Below are 15845 nucleotides of genomic sequence, written 5' to 3' on the forward strand. Positions count from 1 at the left end.
GGCAACCTTTCACCGGGTTACCTCAACAATACTCGAGGTCAGTCGCGGCGGAGATGGCCGTGGAGGTGGTGGGTGAGCGGCGTCAGGTCGTGCGCCATCCACAGGTCGTACGTGAGGTCGCCGCCGCGCACCGACAACTGTCGCCGGATGCTGTGCACCGGTTTGGCGTCCGGCGACGCGCACAGCGACACCATCGACAACTCGATGATTCCCTCCCTGATCTGACCGCGGTGGATCTCCGCGAAACCGGTGGGCTGGGCGACGACAAGTTCCGCCTCGTCCTCGGCGACGAGTCGCAGATACCCCGACTCCGAATGCAGTGGCCGCCCGCTGCCGACCTCCCACGTCCGAGACCGGTACGCCAGGAACGGTTTACCGGTCGGGGAGAACTCGATCTCCTCGGTGTACGCGAACTCGTCGATCGTCGGGTAGGCCCCCTCGCCCTCGCCGCGCCAGAGACCGGCGAACGGAGCCAGCGCGTCCGGCACGGAGGGGAGTGGCAGTGCGTTCGCACACGAACTCGCCGCCGCATCCGAGTGCGCCGGCGAGAGAGTCGAGTTCTCGTCCATGAGATACCTCCGCCGTTTCACGGTACTCGCCCGGGAAGCCGAGGGACACGTTCGGCGGCGGAGTGTTTGAGCGTGCCTGCCGGGCCCGCCGGCATTACCGTCTAGACATGAACGCGTCCGGTTCTGCACCGCTGGGGGCCAACTCCGAAGTCGGGCAGCTTCGTGCCGTCCTCCTGCACCGTCCAGGGGACGAACTGAAGCGGCTGACGCCCCGCAACAACGACCAACTCCTCTTCGACGGACTGCCGTGGGTTGACCGCGCGCAGGAAGAGCACGACGCGTTCGCCGACCTGCTCCGCAGCCGCGGCGTCGAGGTCCTGCTGCTGTCCGACCTGCTCACCGAGACGCTCGGTGCCAGCGGCGCCGCCCGCATCCACGGCATCGGCGCGGCTGTGGACCCGCGCAAACTCGGGCACACCCTGGCGCAGGAACTGGCCGCCCACCTCCGCGGCGTCCCCGCTGACGAACTCTCCACCATCCTCACCGCCGGCATGACCTTCGACGAACTTCCTGTCGCCGCCAACACGGCGTCGCTGGTCCGACGCATGCACCACGGCGGCGACTTCGTCATCGACCCGCTGCCCAACCTGCTGTTCACCCGGGACTCGTCGTTCTGGATCGGCCCCCGCGTCGCCATCACGTCGCTGGCGCTGCCCGCCCGCGTCCGCGAGACGTCCCTCACCGACATCATCTACGCCCACCACCCGCGTTTCCGCGGCGCCCGGCGCGCCTACGAATCCCACACCGCTCCCGTCGAAGGCGGCGACGTCCTGCTCCTCGCGCCGGGCGTCGTCGCCGTCGGGGTGGGTGAGCGCACCACACCCGCCGGCGCCGAGGCGTTGGCGCGCAGCGTCTTCGAGGATGAACTCGCACACACGGTGCTGGTGGTGCCCATCGCGCAGGCCCGCGCATCGATGCACCTCGACACCGTGTGCACGATGGTCGATCACGACGCCGTCGTGATGTACCCGATCATCCAGGACACGCTGTCGGCGTTCACCATTCACCGCGAGGACAAGGGTGTGTCGATCCGCGGGGCCGATCCGTTCCTCACCGCCGCCGCCGAGGCCATGGGCATCGGCAAACTGCGCGTCATCGACACCGGACTCGACAACGTCACCGCCGAACGCGAACAGTGGGACGACGGAAACAACACACTCGCGCTCGCACCCGGCGTCGTCGTCGCGTACGAACGGAACGTCGAGACCAACGCCAGGCTCGAGGCGTCGGGCATCGAGGTGCTGCGAATCGCCGGTTCCGAACTGGGCTCCGGCCGCGGTGGCCCCCGCTGCATGTCCTGTCCGGTGGCCCGCGACCCGTTGTAGGCGGCTCCGCCGCCCGTGCGTGGTTGACGAGTGCAGGGACTCCTCAACCGCGCACGAGCGCGCAGCGCCTAGAGGACCTCGCTGACCTTCTCTGCCGGGCGGGCGAGGACGGTGCCCTTGTCCGTCACGACGATCGGCCGCTCGATGAGGACGGGGTTGTCGACCATGGCTTCGAGCAGTTCGTCCTCGGACGCCTGCGCGAGCCCCAGTTCCTTGAAGACGGCCTCCTTCTTGCGGATCGCCTCGCTCGGCTTCAGCCCGGCGTCGTCGAGAAGTTTGCGCAAGCCGTCCCGCGAGGGCGGGGTCTCGAGGTACTTCACGACGGTCGGCTCGATGCCCGCGTCCCGGATCAGTCCGAGGACGGTGCGGGACGTGTTGCATCGCTGGTTGTGGTAGATGGTCGCGGTGTTCGCCATACCCGACATTCTGCACCGGGGAACAAACGCGCCCGCACGGAGCGCTGAACCAGGGGAGTAACTCGTCGACGAAAGAGGAGATCGATCATGGCCGAGCACAGGGACGCGACTCCGCGGCGCATCGTCATCGCGGGTGGACACGGGAAGATCGCCCGTCACCTCATCAAGATTCTCACCGCGCGTGGAGACCGTGCGGTCGCGTTGATCCGCAACCCCGACCACGAGCATGAGGTGGCGGCGCTCGGCGCCGAACCGGTGGTGATCGACCTGGAGACGGCGACCGCGGACGACGTGGCAAAAACCCTCGTGGGTGCGGACGCCGCGGTGTTCGCCGCCGGCGCCGGTCCGGGCAGCGGTGTCGCCCGCAAGGACACCGTCGACCGCGGGGCCGCGGTCCTCCTCGCCGACGCCGCCGAGAAGGCGGGTACGCGCCGATTCGTTCAGGTCGGTTCCTTCGGGGCCGGCGAGCCGATTCCCGAGGGCACCGACGACGTGTTCGCCGCCTACCTCGTCGCGAAGACGGCCGCCGAGGAAGATCTGCGCGCCCGCACCTACCTCGACTGGACCATCATCCGTCCGGGCGGGCTGCTCGACGACGACCCGACAGGTCACGTCACCCTCACCGCGCCTCCCCTCGAACGGGGCACCGTCACGCGCGCCGACGTCGCCGCGGTGGTCGCGGCGCTTCTGGACAACCCGAACACGGCGAAGAAGACGCTCATGCTCACGTCCGGTCCCACGCCGATCGATCAAGCCGTCGCCGCGGTGTAACCATTGCGGCGCCGCAACCGCGCAACTACGGTCTGATACAACGCGTGGAACAACGGAGGTGGCGCCGGCCGTGTACATCGACATCGATCCGGATTCGTCGACCGCCCCGTTCGATCAGTTGCGATTGCAGATCATCGAACAGGTGCGCAGCGGGCAGTTGATCGCGGGAACGAAGATCCCCACGGTCCGCGCGCTCGCGGTCGAGGTCGGTCTCGCGCCGAACACGGTCGCGAAGGCGTACCGGGAACTCGGCGAGCAGGGTGTGATCGAAACCCGTGGCAAGCAGGGCACGTTCATTGCGAGCGGCGGTGACCCCATTCGCGCCGGGGCCGAGAAGGCCGCGACAGGGTACGTGCAGGAACTGCGGAAGCTGGGGGTTTCCGACGAGGAGATCCTCGGCTTCGTGCAGTCCGCGCTTCGCGGCGCCGAATGAGGACGGCGCCGTATCCAGAAGGTGTGACCCATGAGGTGTGACCCAGAAAGGTAGACGCTCGGTATGGCTTCCGCACTCTTCCGCGACCTCGCACTGCTGATTGCACGGATAGGACTGGGCGTGGTCTTCGTCGCGCACGGCTGGCAGAAGTTCTTCGACTACGGGGTGAAGGCCACGCAGGCGTCGTTCGCCGACATGGGCGTTCCGCTACCCGACGTCTCGGCTGTTGCGGCTGCCACTATCGAACTCGCGGGTGGATTTGCTCTCATCGTGGGGGTGGCCACACCGATCGCCGGAATCCTGCTGTTTCTCGACATGCTCGGCGCGCTGATTCTGGTGCATGCGGACAAGGGTGTCTTCGTCACGAACGGCGGGTACGAACTCGTCGTCGCGCTCGGCGTCGGGTCGCTACTTCTGGCTGTGATCGGTGCCGGACGGCTCAGCATCGACGGGCTTCTCGGAAGAGGCTCGGGATGGGGCAAAATCGCAGCGTAACGATACCGCCCACGGGGTATCGATTCGGTGTGAAGCGGTGGGCTAGCTTGCTTTTACCACCGAAAATGACCAACGTAGTTGTTCATGGCAATGAATACTGATCTGCCTGATCAAGGTTCCGAGACCGCGGACGCCGACGTCGGCGGAGGGCTCAAACGGGTCGGTGTACGCACCGATTACGTCGTGTTCTCCGTGGCCGCCGCTGCGGTCTCGGCAATCGTCGTCTGGGGGCTCCTGTCCCCCGACAATCTCGACACCACGACCGGTAAGGCGCTCGATTGGCTGGTCACCGACATGGGCTGGTTGTTCGTCCTGTCGGCGTCCGGGTTCGTCCTCTTTTCACTGTGGCTCGCGTTCAGCAAGTTCGGTCACATTCCGCTCGGCAAGGACGGCGAGAAGCCCGAGTTCCGTACGGTGAGTTGGATCGCGATGATGTTCAGCGCCGGGATGGGCATCGGACTGATGTTCTTCGGTGTCGCCGAGCCGCTCGCGCATTACGTGACACCCCCTCCGGGTTCGAACGGTGGCATCGGAACTGCCATGGCCACCACCATGTTCCACTGGAGCCTGCACCCCTGGGCGATGTACGCGGTCGTCGGACTGTCGATCGCGTACGGTTCGTACCGCAAGGGACGCAAGCAACTGTTCAGCTCTGCGTTCATCCCGCTGCTCGGTCGCCGCGCGGAGGGCCCGATCGGCAAGTTCATCGACGTGCTCGCAATTTTCGCGACACTGTTCGGCACCGCCGCTTCGCTGGGCCTCGGCGCACTGCAGATCGGTTCCGGCTTCCAGGTCGTCGGATGGATGTCGCAGGTCAGTACCTTCCTGCTGGTCGCCATCGTCGCCCTGCTGACCCTGGCCTTCGTGGCGTCCGCCGTTTCGGGTGTGGCGAAGGGCATCCAGTGGCTCTCGAACACCAACATGGTGCTCGCCATCATCCTGGCCCTGTTCGTGTTCGTCGTGGGTCCGACGGTCCTGATCCTCAACCTGCTGCCGACGACGATCGGCGCGTACGCCGCGCAGCTCGCGCAGATGTCGGCCCGTACCGGGGCATCGTCCGATCCGGCGACCGGTGAATGGTTGTCGTCGTGGACCATCTTCTACTGGGCGTGGTGGATTTCCTGGACCCCGTTCGTCGGCATGTTCCTGGCGCGCATCAGCCGCGGCCGGACCATCCGCCAGTTCGTGGTCGGCGTGATCGTGGTGCCGAGTGCTGTGAGCCTCGTGTGGTTCGCGATCTTCGGTGGTGCGGGAATCAACGAGCAGCGTGACGGAATCGACCTCGCCGGACAGGACACCCAGGAGGGGCAGCTGTTCGGCATGCTCGACCACCTGCCGCTCACCGGCATCACCACCGTCCTCGTGATGATCCTCGTGGGAATCTTCTTCGTCTCCGGAGCGGACGCCGCGTCGATGGTGATGGGCACGCTGTCGCAGCGTGGGTCGCTGGAACCGCAGCGCTGGGTGGTCGTGTTCTGGGGTGTGCTCACCGGAGGCGTGGCCGCGCTCATCCTGTGGACCGGTGGTGACACCGCCCTCGACGGACTGCAGACGATGACGATCATCGCTGCGGCGCCGTTCGTCCTCGTGATGATCGGGTTGTGCTTCTCGCTCTACAAGGACCTGTCCCGCGACCAGCTCATCGTCGACGGCCGGGAAATGCGGAGGGAGATGCGGAGTGTGGCGGCGAAGCGTCGTCGCGACCGGATCCGATCCCGCTAGAGGAACAGGTACATCGAAACGGTCGGCTTCGGCCTCCTCGAGCCGCTCGGTGTCCCCACTGGACCCGGGCGGCTCGACTCATGTGGGAGGTGTCAACGCCAGCTGGGGAGCCACAGTTGATGCTGCCACGTCTCCGGGGTGATGGGGACGGCCGTCAGGATCGGCCACAGCCAGATGAAGTTGGCCACCACCAGACCCACGTACAGGCAGACGGCGAGCAGACCGGTGGTGCGTCGTTCGAACGACGCTTTCGCGCTGCCGAGGATGTCGCCGAGCACCAGTGCGAGACCCATCACCATGAACGGCGCCAGCGCCACCGCGTAGAAGTAGTACATCTGGCGGTCCAGGGTGGTCAGCCACGGCAGGAACGCGGCGCCGTACGCGGTGAGGACGGTGGCGTAACGCCAGTCCTTCCGCACCACCGTCTGCCACAGGGCCCACCCGAGCATCGGCAGCGCCAGCCACCACATGGCGGGCGTCCCGATGAGCATGACGGCCTTGACGCAACTGGCCGCGCCGCAACCGGTGACGTGATCACCCTCGGCGAAGTAATAGAGCATCGGGCGCAGACCCATCGGCCACGTCCACGGCTTCGACTCCCACGGGTGATGGTTGCCCGCCGAATTGGTGAGACCCGAATGGAAATCGAGGACGTTGCCGCTGTAGTACCACAGCGACCGCAGCGCGCCCGGCACGAACGACCAGGTGCCGTCCGTTCCGATCTCGTTGCCGACCGCATGTCGGTCCACCCCCGTCTCGCTGGCGAACCACGCCCAGTAGCTGGCGAGGTACACGAACAGCGGCACGACGACCAGTGCGTACAGCGCGGGGCCGACGTCGCGGACGCCGGCGCCCAGCCACGGGCGACGCACCCCGTAGGCGCGTCGCGCCGACACATCGAATGCGACGCTGAGCAGCCCGAAGAAAGCGATGAAGTAGATGCCCGACCATTTGGTGCCGCACGCCAGACCCAGCATGATTCCGGCGCCGAAACGCCACCACCTCACACCGAGCCGCGGACCCCAGTCGCTGTCGCCGATCCGTCCCTCGTCGTAGACCCTCGCCATGCGTTCGCGAACCTGGTCGCGATCCACGATCAGGCAGCCGAGAGCGGCCACCGCGAACAGCGCCAGGAAGATGTCGAGCATGCCCAGCCGCGAAGAGACGAACGTGACGCCGTCCGCGACCAGCAGGATCCCCGCGAGGCCGCCGATCAGCGTCGACCGGGTGAGCCGGCGGACGATGCGGATCACCAGCAGGATCATGATCGTGCCAGCCACCGCGGAGGCGAATCGCCAACCCCAGCCGTTGTAGCCGAAGATCGCCTCGCCCATCGCGATCAGCTGTTTCCCGATCGGCGGATGCACCACTAGCCCGTAGCCGGGGTTGTCCTCGAGCCAGCCGCCGGTCAGCACCTGCCAGCCCTGCGGCGCGTAGTGCTTCTCGTCGAACACCGGAGTGCCCGCGTCGGTGGGGTAACCGAGCATCGTGAACCGGGTGATCGCCGCGATCGCGGTGACGAACAGCGTGACCACCCAGCCGCGGGCACGGTCGACGGGACCGAAGTCCGGCGGCGGCACGAGCGGCGCCGGACCGATCACGGACGGCTGTCGTGCGGAGGGCGTCGGTCGCTCGTCCGTCAGCATCGTCACGCCGCAATCGTAGGCTGTGGGTCATGACTGGTCGCCTAGTGCTCGCCGCAACACCGATGGGGGACGTGGGTGACGCCTCGCCGAGGCTGCGTACGGCGCTGGAAACAGCGGACGTCGTCGCCGCCGAGGACACCCGCCGCACCAAAGCCCTCGCCTCCGCGCTCGACGTGACCATCACCGGGAAGGTCGTCAGCTTCTACGACCAGGTCGAGACCGCCCGACTTCCGGCGCTCGTCGCGGACGTCGCGTCCGGCAAGACGGTTCTCCTCGTCACCGACGCGGGTATGCCGTCGGTGAGCGACCCCGGGTACCGGCTGGTGTCCGCGTGCGTGGCCGAGGATCTGGCGGTGACGTGCCTGCCCGGACCGTCGGCGGTGACGACGGCGCTGGCCCTGTCCGGGTTGCCCGTCGAGCGGTTCTGCTTCGACGGCTTCCCGCCCCGGAAACAGGGGCAGCGCAAGACGTGGCTGCAGGCGTTGGTGGCCGAGCAGCGGGCCTGTGTGTTCTTCGAGGCGCCGCACCGGCTCGCCGACTGCCTGGCCGACGCCGTCGAAGTGCTCGGCGGCACCCGCCGCGCCGCCGTCTGCCGCGAGCTGACCAAGACGTATGAGGAGGTCCGCCGCGGCACCCTCGCCGAACTCGCCGAATGGGCCGCCGACGGTGTCCGCGGCGAGATCACGGTGGTGCTGGAAGGCGCCACCCTCGTCGCGTCCGACCCCGCCGACCTGGTCGACGAGGTCGAGCGACTCGTCGCGGACGGCACCCGGCTCAAGGATGCGTGCGCGCTCGTCGCCACCACCGGTGTGTCGAAGCGGGAACTCTACGAATCGGTGCTGGCGTCCCGAAAAGGCTAGAGGCTCAGCGTCGGAGGGCGCGCTCGCCGGGAGCCAGCGAGGCGTCGTCGGCGGCAGCCTGCCCGGCGTACCAGCCGTTGGCGTCGACGGCCCGGCCACGCGCCTTACGGGTGCGCGGAAACAGGCGGTCGAACTCGGCGTCGACGGCCTCGGACTTGGTGGCCAGAATCGGGAGGAGGTCGTCGACGGGGATCGACGCCTCGTCGGCCGCCTCGGCCGTGGCCCTGCTGTCGGCGTCGCGCAACCGCTGCCCGATGCGGCTGGCGAAGCCGGCGAGGAACCCCTTCCGGAACGACGTGGTGCGTGAGCCGCTGCGACTGTCGGCGTCGGCGAATTGCATTGCGCGCGTGGCCTGCACCAGCAGTGAGGTGAAGAGCATGTCGACCTGCTGGAGGTCGAGTGGGGTCCCGACCACGGTCGCGATGGCGAGGGAGCTGAACCACACCGTGCGCACCCGGTTGGAGTCGCCGATCTCGGTGAGGAGGTGCACCTTCTCCTTGACGTACGGATTCTCCAGGTGGATCCGCCGACTGTGCACCGCCGTGTTGCCGGCACCGTTCTGGGTGTGGAGGAGAGCGGCGTTGATCGCGTAGCGCGTCATCAACTCCTGCGCCTTCGCCGTGAAGGTCTCCGCCTCCTCCGCGAAATCGGTGGCCTCCGCCTTGGCGAGGAGGCCGCGAATTCGGTTGAGCACCTTCGCGTCGGCCTCGGTCTCGCCCGACATCGCCGCGGCCGGGTCGGCGACCCGCACTACCGGCCACGTCGACGGCGGGGGAGTGAGCACCGTCCAGCCGGGCAGGTTCGTCCACGTCACCGACAGGTCGGTGAGCTGATAGACGGAGTGATACGGGTCCTCGAACAACAATCCGGCGGCCAGCGCCCGAACATCGGGACCGTCGACCGGGACCCGCGCCGCCAGACGCGACGCGCCCGGGTGCTGCTCCCCGATGGTGCGGAGTTGCTCCACCCAGTCGCGCGGCGCCCGGTGCGCGGCACGCGTGCGTTCCGCCTCGTGCAACACCACAGCCGCCGCGAGCGCCGCGTCGGACGGCTCCTTCGATCTCCGCGCCAGATGCAGGACGTCGGCGGGCTGCCACCCACGCTCGTACGCGGCCGACAACTCACCCATCAGGGTATGGACCGCCGCCGCGGCCTGAAGGCTCACTTCGTCGTCGAACACGCGCGCTCCGTTCCGGAATCCACCGTGAAAAGATCGAATGTATGTTCTATTCGGCGTCATGAGGAGAGTGTGCATGCAGGGTCCGACAAGAACGACCCCGCGCGGATCAGTCCTCCACGTAACGCGGGAACACGCCCGACGGCGCGGGCAGCGGTGTGCCCGCCACGATGCGCGTCGGAAGGTCGCTGAACTGCCGCGCGTCGCTCTTCTGACCCAGCAGGTCCAGGATCTTCTCCGCGGCGTCCGGCATCACCGGCTGCACGAGGATGCCCACGATCCGCACCACCTCGAGCGTCACGTACAGCACCGTCGCCATCCGCTCCGGGTCCGTCTTGCGCAGCACCCAGGGCTCCTGCTTGGAGAAGTACCGGTTGGTCTCGCCGAGAACCGACCAGATCGCCTCCAGTGCGAGATGCAGTGCCTGGACGTCGTATTCGGCGCGCACCCGTTCCAGCAGCGCATCCGCCTGCGCGAGCATGGCCGTGTCGTCCTCGGTCAGCGCACCGGGTGTCGGGACCTGGGCATCGCAGTTCTTCGCGACCATCGACAGCGAACGCTGGGCGAGGTTGCCGAGTTCGTTCGCCAGGTCGGCGTTGATCCGGGTGACGATGGCCTCGTGGCTGTAGCTGCCGTCCTGACCGTAGGAGATCTCGCGGAGCAGGAAGAAGCGGACGGCGTCGAGTCCGTACTGCTCCACCATGGCGACCGGGTCGACGACGTTGCCGACCGACTTCGACATCTTCTCGCCCTTGTTGTAGAGGAATCCGTGCACGAAGACGCGCTTCGGCAACTCGATTCCCGCCGACATCAGGAACGCCGGCCAGTACACGGTGTGGAACCGGGTGATGTCCTTACCGATGATGTGCAGGTTCGCGGGCCAGAACTTGCCGAACTGCTCGGAGTCCGTGTCCGGGTATCCGGCGCCCGTCAGGTAGTTGGTGAGCGCGTCGACCCACACGTACATGACGTGGTCGGGATGTCCGGGCACCGGAACGCCCCAGTCGAATGTCGTGCGGGAGATCGACAGGTCCTTGAGGCCGCCCTTGACGAAGCTGACGATCTCGTTGCGCCGCGTCGCGGGCGCGATGAAGTCGGGGTGCTCCTCGTACAGGCTGAGCAACTTGTCCTGGTACTCGGACAGCTTGAAGAAGTAGGTGGACTCCTCGGTCCACTCCACGGGCGTGCCGGTCTCGGTGGACAGGCGCGAACCGTCCTCCTGCAGCGTCGTCTCGGCCTCGGTGTAGAACGCCTCGTCGCGGACCGAGTACCAGCCCGAGTAGGTGTCGAGGTAGATGTCGCCGTTGTCGAGCATCTTCTGCCAGATCGCCTTGCTGGCTTCCTCGTGATCGGCATCCGTGGTGCGGATGAACCGGTCGAACGAGATGTTCAGGGTCTTGTCCATGGCCTCGAACACGTCGGAGTTCCGCGCGGCGAGCTCGCGGACGTCGATGCCTTCCTTGGCGGCGGTCTGCTGCATCTTCAGACCGTGCTCGTCGGTTCCCGTCATGAAGAAGACGTCGAAACCGTCCAGACGCTTGAACCGTGCGAGGGCGTCGGAGGAGATGTACTCGTAGGCGTGGCCGATGTGCGGGACGCCGTTCGGGTACGCGATCGCCGTCGTCAGATAGAAAGGTGGCCGCGAGGCGGTGGAATCAGCAGCATTCATGGTGCGACCACTCTATCTGCGCGCCGCCGTTTCGTGACGCGCAGATTCGGGTTCAGTCCCGGCCGGCGCCGTCCTCGTCGGTGACGGCGCGTGACTCGTACGCCGCGCGGGCCGACTTGTCCGTGGACCGCACCTGGTCGGGAACCATCCGCCGGATCGCGAAGTCGCGGGCGAACTGCGGAAAGACGGTGACCAGCCGGGCGAGCGGGCCGACGTAGCGGGGGATGGTGACCTCGAACCGGGGACGCCGGATCACCGCGACCACGGTTTCCGCGACGTCGGCGGGGGTCAGCAGCTTCGCCGCGCCCGTCGCGGTCCCGGCCGCGAGTTCGGTGTCGACGACACCCGGCATGATCACCGAGATCTGCACCCCCGACCCGCGCAGCTCCTCACGGACGCCGGTCAGGTAACCGAGCACGCCGTGCTTCGTCGCGGCGTACGTCGACTCGCCGGGCGGTGCGACCTTCGACGCGGCCGACGCCACCGTGACGATCTGACCGCGGCCGCGCTCACGCATCGCCGGGGCCGCCAGTTTCACCCCGCGGATGACACCGTGCAGGTTCACCGCGAGCTGCCGGTCGGCCGCGGACTCGGGTTCCTCGTCGAACCGCCCCACCCACATGACGCCAGCGTTGTTGACGAGCACGTCGATCGGTCCCCAGTGATCCTCGACCCCCGCGAGGAACGCGGAGAACGACTCGGTGTCGGTGACGTCCAGTTCGAGGCCCTCCACCGTTCCGCCCGCCCGGCCGAGTTCCTCCGCGGTCCGCCGGGCGGCGGCGCCGTCGACGTCGCCGATCGCGACCCGTGCGCCGGCGAGCGTCAGATGTCGGGCGATTTCCCGCCCGATACCCCTCGCACCGCCGGTCACCGCGATCACGCGGCCGTTCATCGAGCTCGAAGTCATGGACACGGCTCCCTCCCCGTCGGGGTGAAAGTACCGCATGTGACACACGCGGCGGCGGGCGTCGACAATGTCCGCATGAGCAAAGACCGTCCCGCCCCGGAAGCCCCCGCGCCGCTGTTCCCGCTCGTCGACTCGCACACCCACCTCGACGCGTGTGGCGCGTCGGACGCCGCGAGCGTCACGGCGATCGTCGACCGGGCCGCCGCGGTCGGGGTGGAGCGGGTGGTCACGGTGGCCGACGATCTGGCGGCCGCGCAGTTCGCCGTCGACGCGGCGCACTGGGATCCCCGCGTCTATGCGGCCGTGGCCATCCACCCGACCCGGGCGAACGTGCTCGACGACGCGACCAGGGCGGAGATCGAGCGGCTCGCCGGCGATCCGCGGGTGGTCGCGGTGGGCGAGACCGGGCTCGACTTCTACTGGCCCGGCAAACTCGACGGCTGCGCCACGATCCCCGAGCAGACCGAGGGTTTCCGCTGGCACATCGACCTCGCGAAGCGGCTCGGCAAGACGCTGATGATCCACAACCGCGAGGCCGACCAGGCGCTGCTGCAGGTGTTGCGTGAGGAGGGGGCGCCGGAGACGGTGATCTTCCACTGCTTCTCCTCGGACGCCGAGGTGGCACGCGAGTGCGTCGACGCCGGTTACGTCCTCAGTTTCTCCGGCACCGTCAGCTTCAAGAACGCGAAGGCCCTGCGGGAGGCGGCGCCGCTGGTGCCGTCGGATCAGCTCATCGTCGAGACGGATGCGCCGTTCCTCACCCCGCACCCGTTCCGGGGCGCGCCCAACGAGCCGTACTGCCTCCCGTACACGGTCCGGGCGCTCGCCGAGATCCGCGGCGAGGACCCGGAGGAACTGGCGAAGGCGTCCACCGCGACCGCCGAGCGCGTCTACGGCCTCCGGCCCGTGAGTGGTTAGCGAGTCTCTGGACTCGTTGAGCGCGCACAGGGCCGCAGGCCCTAAGTTGAAGTTTCAACTTAACCAACTTAGGATCGTGGCCGGTTCAACCACTGGTCGTCCCGGTCGCGCGGGGACACCTCGATGAAAGGCACATCCATGAACAACCCCGCAGTTCGAAGCCTGGGAATCCTCGTCGCCCGGGTGGGCATCGGCATCATTTTTCTCGCCCACGGATGGCAGAAGGCCGTCACCAACGGACTCGACGCCACGACCGCCGGCTTCGAGGCCATGGGGGTTCCGCTTCCCGGCGTCTCGGCGTTCCTCGCGACGTGGATCGAGCTGATCGGCGGAATCGCACTCATCATCGGGGCGGCCGTCCCGATCTTCGGCATCCTGCTCTTTCTCGACATGGTCGGCGCCTTCTTCCTCGTCCACGTCGACAAGGGGATCTTCGCGAGCGAGGGCGGCTACGAGCTGGTGCTGGCTCTGGGCGTCGGCTCGCTGCTGCTCGCCGTCGTCGGATCGGGCCGATTCGGTGTCGACGGACTGCTCGGCGACAAGCTGCCGTGGGCCGCGAAGGAACCCGCCTCCGTCTGACCCGTATGTGAATGGCGAAGTGTGCCCCGGCACGCTTCGCCACTCACGTACCTAGAGGACCTTGTTCAGGAAGTCCTGGGTGCGGGACTGCTGCGGGTCGCCGAAGATCTGCTCCGGGGTTCCCTCCTCCACCACGTACCCGTCGGCCATGAAGATCACGCGGTCGGACACCTCGCGGGCGAAGCCCATCTCGTGCGTGACCACGACCATCGTCATGCCGCCCTTCGCGAGGTCGCGCAGAACCTGCAGCACCTCGCCCACCATCTCGGGGTCCAGAGCACTGGTGGCCTCGTCGAACAGCATGATGTCGGGGTTCATCGCCAGGGCCCGGGCGATCGCGACGCGCTGCTTCTGCCCACCGGACAGGTTCGCCGGCTTCGCGTCCGCCTTCTCCGCCAGCCCGACCTGCTCGAGCAGCCGGACCGCCGTCGCCCGCGCCTCCTCCTTGGAGGCCCGCTTGGTCTGCACGGGCGCGAGCATCACGTTCTGGATCGCCGTCATGTGCGGGAACAGGTTGAAGTGCTGGAAGACCATGCCGATGTGCTGGCGCACGCGGTCGATGTCGATCTTCTTGTCGCTCACGTCGAAGCCGTCGACCACGACGTTGCCGCCGGTGATGTCCTCGAGCCGGTTGAGGCAGCGCAGGAACGTGCTCTTGCCGGAGCCCGACGGTCCGATCACGCAGACCACCTCACCGCTCGCGATGTCGACGTCGATGCCCTTGAGGACCTCGTTGTCGCCGAACGACTTCTTCAGACCCTTCACCCGGATCTTCGGGTCGGCGGTCTCGGCCTTGTTGTCCGTCACCGGTGTCTCGGTCACTTGTTGATCCTCTTCTCGAGCCGGTTCGACAGCTTCGTCAACGCCATGATGATGATGAAATACATCACGCCGATGATCAGCCACATGTTGAAGGACTGGAAGTTGCGGGCGATGATGATCCGCCCGGTCTGAGTGAGCTCGGCGAGCCCGATCACGGACAGGATCGACGTGTCCTTCAACGTGATCACGAACTGGTTGATGTACGACGGGATCATCGTCCGCACGGCCTGCGGCATCACGACTTTCTGCATCGACTTCAGGTAGCTGATGCCGAGGCTCCGCGACGCTTCCATCTGGCCCTTGTCGACGGACAGGATGCCGCCGCGCACGATCTCGGCCATGTACGCGCCGGCGTTGAGGCTCAGTGTGATGATGCCCGCCGTGAACGCCGACATCTGGAAGTCCAGAGCCGCGGGGATGCCGAAGTAGATGAAGAAGGCCTGCACCAGCAGCGGGGTGCCGCGGAACACGTCGACGTACGTGGTGCCGATGCCGCGCAGGACGATGTTGGTCGACACCCGGAACAGGCCGAAGATCGCGCCGAGCACCAGTGCGATGGCGATCGAGACCACGGTGAGGACGATCGTGAGCCACAGTCCCTCGAGCAGCAGCGGGTAGGTGCTCTTGATGAGGCCGAGGATCGAGTTGTCGTCGTCGGATGCGTCGGAGTTGAGATAGGTGTCGAGGATCTCGTCGTACTGGCCGCTGGCCTTCAGGTTGGCGAGTCCGGCGTTGAACTCCTGCAGGAGCTGCGCGTTCTGGCCCTTCGCGACGGCGAAGCCGTAGCTGGCGCCGGGGACCTTGTCGGTGACCGTCTTGAAACCGTTGCCCTGCTTGATGCCGTAGGCGAGGACAGGGTAGTCCTCGAACACCGCTGCCGAGTTACCGGTGCGGACCTCGTCGAACATGCTCGACGAGTCGGCGAAGTACTTGGTGGTGAATCCGTACTGATCCTTGATCGACTCCGCGTACGTGGCGCCCTCGGTGCCGTTCTTGACCGCGACGGACTTGCCGCGCAGGTCCTCGTACGAGGTGATCGAGTCGTTGCTCTCGAGCACACCCATCTGCACGCCCGACTCGAAGTAGGGGTCGGAGAAGTCGAACGTCGCCTTGCGGGCGTCGGTGATCGACATGCCGGCGATCATGCCGTTGGCCTGACCGCCCGTGACCGCCTGGAGCGCTGCGTCGAAGCCGACGGCGTTGACCTGGTAGGTGAACCCCTGGTCCTCGGCGATGGCGGCGAGCAGGTCCATGTCGATTCCGACGAGCTTGCCGCTCTCGTCCTGGAACTCGAACGGGGCGAACGTGATGTCGGTGGCGATGTTGTAGTTGTTGCCCGGAGCGGGCTCTTGAGCGCCGGCGAGACCGGGCGCCACGAGTGTGACGAGCAGCGTCAGCGCGGCGATCACCGCGGGCACTCTCGGACGTCTGACGAGTCTCAGAAGTCGATCGGATCTGCTGCGCACGGAACCCCAGCTTTCTCAGTCAGTAGTGCCCGGTCGCTTCCGGGCTTCTTGGTGCATGTCGCAAGATACT

16 protein-coding genes are annotated in these 15845 nt (G+C 67.1%); 8 read left to right on the forward strand and 8 right to left on the reverse strand.

Features of this window, described 5'->3' with window-relative positions:
- Positions 1 to 38 precede the first annotated feature (38 nt).
- Positions 39 to 569: a heme-binding beta-barrel domain-containing protein gene (locus RJ1_RS11565; RefSeq protein ID WP_073360066.1), complete on the reverse strand. Its 531-nt coding sequence runs from the start codon at positions 567 to 569 to the stop codon at positions 39 to 41.
- Positions 570 to 676: 107 nt separating this feature from the next.
- On the opposite strand from RJ1_RS11565, the gene arcA reads away from it, so the two are divergent.
- Complete coding sequence (arcA, locus tag RJ1_RS11570) at positions 677 to 1894, forward strand: arginine deiminase (protein WP_073360067.1); 1218 nt, start codon at positions 677 to 679, stop codon at positions 1892 to 1894.
- Between the two features lie 68 nt (positions 1895 to 1962).
- Here arcA and arsC read toward each other — a convergent pair whose 3' ends face one another.
- Positions 1963 to 2310: an arsenate reductase (glutaredoxin) gene (gene arsC / locus RJ1_RS11575; RefSeq protein WP_476705497.1), complete on the reverse strand. Its 348-nt coding sequence runs from the start codon at positions 2308 to 2310 to the stop codon at positions 1963 to 1965.
- 87 nt (positions 2311 to 2397) lie between these two features.
- On the opposite strand from arsC, the gene RJ1_RS11580 reads away from it, so the two are divergent.
- The 4 genes from RJ1_RS11580 to RJ1_RS11595 all read left to right on the forward strand — a co-directional run bounded on the left by RJ1_RS11580 (position 2398) and on the right by RJ1_RS11595 (position 5731).
- Positions 2398 to 3081, forward strand: coding sequence for an NAD(P)H-binding protein (locus RJ1_RS11580; RefSeq protein ID WP_073360069.1), 684 nt, complete (start codon positions 2398 to 2400; stop codon positions 3079 to 3081).
- 58 nt (positions 3082 to 3139) lie between these two features.
- Positions 3140 to 3514, forward strand: coding sequence for a GntR family transcriptional regulator (locus RJ1_RS11585; RefSeq protein ID WP_083400667.1), 375 nt, complete (start codon positions 3140 to 3142; stop codon positions 3512 to 3514).
- A gap of 63 nt (positions 3515 to 3577) precedes the next feature.
- On the forward strand, positions 3578 to 4009 hold the full coding sequence (locus tag RJ1_RS11590; RefSeq protein WP_073360070.1) for a DoxX family protein: 432 nt from the start codon (positions 3578 to 3580) through the stop codon (positions 4007 to 4009).
- Between the two features lie 90 nt (positions 4010 to 4099).
- Positions 4100 to 5731, forward strand: a complete 1632-nt coding sequence (locus tag RJ1_RS11595; protein ID WP_378380010.1) for a BCCT family transporter — start codon at positions 4100 to 4102, stop codon at positions 5729 to 5731.
- Positions 5732 to 5823: 92 nt separating this feature from the next.
- On the opposite strand, the gene RJ1_RS11600 is transcribed toward RJ1_RS11595, so the two are convergent.
- A complete protein-coding gene (locus RJ1_RS11600) occupies positions 5824 to 7377 on the reverse strand; it encodes a dolichyl-phosphate-mannose--protein mannosyltransferase (RefSeq protein WP_073360173.1) in 1554 nt (517 codons plus the stop codon).
- Between the two features lie 29 nt (positions 7378 to 7406).
- Here RJ1_RS11600 and rsmI point away from each other — a divergent pair, with 29 nt between their 5' ends.
- Positions 7407 to 8237, forward strand: a complete 831-nt coding sequence (gene rsmI, locus RJ1_RS11605) for a 16S rRNA (cytidine(1402)-2'-O)-methyltransferase (RefSeq protein WP_073360072.1) — start codon at positions 7407 to 7409, stop codon at positions 8235 to 8237.
- Between the two features lie 4 nt (positions 8238 to 8241).
- Here rsmI and RJ1_RS11610 read toward each other — a convergent pair whose 3' ends face one another.
- From RJ1_RS11610 to RJ1_RS11620, 3 genes are read right to left on the reverse strand one after another with little or no spacing between them, the layout of a single operon-like run.
- A complete protein-coding gene (locus RJ1_RS11610) occupies positions 8242 to 9477 on the reverse strand; it encodes a DUF2786 domain-containing protein (RefSeq protein ID WP_378379990.1) in 1236 nt (411 codons plus the stop codon).
- 46 nt (positions 9478 to 9523) lie between these two features.
- The gene (gene metG, locus RJ1_RS11615; RefSeq protein ID WP_073360074.1) at positions 9524 to 11083 is read right to left on the reverse strand and encodes a methionine--tRNA ligase; all 1560 of its coding nucleotides are present in this window, start codon (positions 11081 to 11083) and stop codon (positions 9524 to 9526) included.
- A gap of 52 nt (positions 11084 to 11135) precedes the next feature.
- Complete coding sequence (locus RJ1_RS11620; protein WP_073360075.1) at positions 11136 to 12029, reverse strand: SDR family oxidoreductase; 894 nt, start codon at positions 12027 to 12029, stop codon at positions 11136 to 11138.
- 36 nt (positions 12030 to 12065) lie between these two features.
- Here RJ1_RS11620 and RJ1_RS11625 point away from each other — a divergent pair, with 36 nt between their 5' ends.
- On the forward strand, positions 12066 to 12908 hold the full coding sequence (locus tag RJ1_RS11625; RefSeq protein ID WP_073360175.1) for a TatD family hydrolase: 843 nt from the start codon (positions 12066 to 12068) through the stop codon (positions 12906 to 12908).
- Positions 12909 to 13046: 138 nt separating this feature from the next.
- Positions 13047 to 13487, forward strand: coding sequence for a DoxX family protein (locus RJ1_RS11630; RefSeq protein WP_073360076.1), 441 nt, complete (start codon positions 13047 to 13049; stop codon positions 13485 to 13487).
- A 51-nt stretch (positions 13488 to 13538) separates the two neighbouring features.
- Here RJ1_RS11630 and RJ1_RS11635 read toward each other — a convergent pair whose 3' ends face one another.
- A complete protein-coding gene (locus RJ1_RS11635; protein ID WP_073360077.1) occupies positions 13539 to 14309 on the reverse strand; it encodes an amino acid ABC transporter ATP-binding protein in 771 nt (256 codons plus the stop codon).
- Positions 14306 to 15775, reverse strand: coding sequence for an amino acid ABC transporter substrate-binding protein/permease (locus RJ1_RS11640; RefSeq protein WP_378379986.1), 1470 nt, complete (start codon positions 15773 to 15775; stop codon positions 14306 to 14308). The genes RJ1_RS11635 and RJ1_RS11640 overlap by 4 nt, the downstream gene beginning before the upstream one ends.
- Positions 15776 to 15845: the final 70 nt, after the last annotated feature.

It is taken from the genome of Rhodococcus jostii NBRC 16295 (assembly GCF_001894825.1).
GTDB lineage: Bacteria > Actinomycetota > Actinomycetes > Mycobacteriales > Mycobacteriaceae > Rhodococcus_F > Rhodococcus_F jostii.